This is a genomic window from Rhodococcus sp. Chr-9 (genome assembly GCF_000801125.1).
Taxonomy (GTDB): Bacteria; Actinomycetota; Actinomycetes; order Mycobacteriales; family Mycobacteriaceae; genus Rhodococcus; species Rhodococcus pyridinivorans.
Map to the genome: position 1 here is coordinate 1 of NZ_JTIZ01000021.1, position 1686 is coordinate 1686.

Annotated in this window: 1 protein-coding gene; it reads right to left on the reverse strand. The window is 65.9% G+C overall.

What is annotated here, in order from left to right; translation table 11 throughout:
* Positions 1–171: 171 nt before the first annotated feature.
* A complete protein-coding gene (locus QR64_RS02460; protein ID WP_039583925.1) occupies positions 172–1566 on the reverse strand; it encodes an IS1380 family transposase in 1395 nt (464 codons plus the stop codon).
* Positions 1567–1686 lie beyond the last annotated feature (120 nt).

A 1686-nucleotide genomic window follows, 5' to 3' on the forward strand; every position in this document is an offset into this window, starting at 1 on the left:
CCTCAATCTTTCGCGCGGACCGCGTGCCGGCCTGAGCGGTCTCGGATTGGGTGTGGAAACCGTGGATCCGGCGTGCATCCACGGTCGACTGCCCGACACGGTCGGGTGGCGTCGGGGTCCACGGCCCCGGAAATCGTGTCCTTTCGTCTCGATGAAACTGGTACATGCAGGTCACGCAGGCGCAGGTAGCGCTGCGAGCCGGTTCAGGCTGGCCACGAGAAGATCGACATCCGGAGCTGTCGCAGCCAGTCGCAGACGAACACGGCGGGCATGCCGGGCGATCTTCCCGGCGATCGACAGCAACCGCAGCCGCAGCCGTTTCGGTTCCCACCGCCGCGCTGGAACCTCGGTCAAGGCGAGCATCTGCATCCACGCGAGCAGCTCGCATGCCAGTTGCACGAGCGCCAACCAGATGCGGTTCTGGTCGAAACCGTGCAACGGAAGGTTCTGCAAGCCGGTGGCTTTCGCTGCCCGGATCCGGTCCTCGCACCGAGCCCGTCGCCGATGCCGCAACTCCAGATCTGGCAGCTGACCGCGGCGGGTGTTCGTCACGAACGCGGTCAGGCGTAGGCCGTCGCGGTCGGTGAACCGCAACTGCGCACCGGGGTGTGGGCGCTCCTTCCGGACGATCACCCGCATGCCTTTCGGCCAGGTGGACAGGTCGAGTAGGTCGGTGATCTCGGTGATCCAGGCACCGTCGCGGACCTGCCCGTCGGCGTCGTAGGCCGGGGTCCAGGCCTGTTCCGGAACCAGATCGATCGCGTCGGCGTGGGCGTCGGTCAACCCGAATCCGATCGAGTACGATAGGCGACGCTTGGTGAGGTACTCGATCAGGTGGTGGGTACCGCCGGCGCCGTCGATACGGACCAGTACCTTCTTCCCGACCCGGTATGCCGGGTCGAGCGGCAACTGTGCGAGTGCGTCCTGCACCACGGTGATGTGATCGGAGGCGGTGTTCGATCCCGAGTTACCCGGCCGCAGCAGCATCGCGACGGGTTCACCGGTACCGCCGGTGCCGTGGTCGACGAACGCGCACAACGGATGGAAACCGAACCCTCGCTTGAACGTCGGGGCGGCCTGTTCCTTCTCGGAATGCGCGGTGACCAGGGTGGCATCGATGTCGAGGACCAGCGGATGCGCTTCGTCGATGGCATGGTCGGGAGCCGATGTGCCGGCAGCGGCCCAGGCGTGGGAGCGGGCGGTGGCGCGGGCCCGGTCGATCGCGGCCAGTGCGGTGTCGGTGTCGGCGGCCAACCTGCTGATCAGGCGGGAGACGGTCGGGTCGGAGGCCACCGCACCGAACAGTTCGGGGTGAGCGCGCAGTTGTGCGATGTCGGCGAGGCAGTCCCCACCGAGTGCGAGGGATACCGCGAGGTCGAGGACGATCTTGCCGGGATCGTGTCGGGTCAACGGCTTTCGATACGGTGCGAGTTCGGTCGTCAATGCCGTGGCAAGTCCGGTTTTCTCCGCGGTGCGCAGCAGCAGGACGGCTCCGGCATGCGACACGAGGCCGGTTCCGGTGGCTGATGCGGACAGGTGGGGATAGGGGGACGTAGACTTGCTCACCGGAATGGTGCTCCTCGAACTGGGACTGATTCAACCTTCGCAAGTCGAATTATCCCAGCTCAGAGCATCATTCTTCGTGATTGACACGGGTTTCCGCTCAATCGGCATGAATGCCCGAGG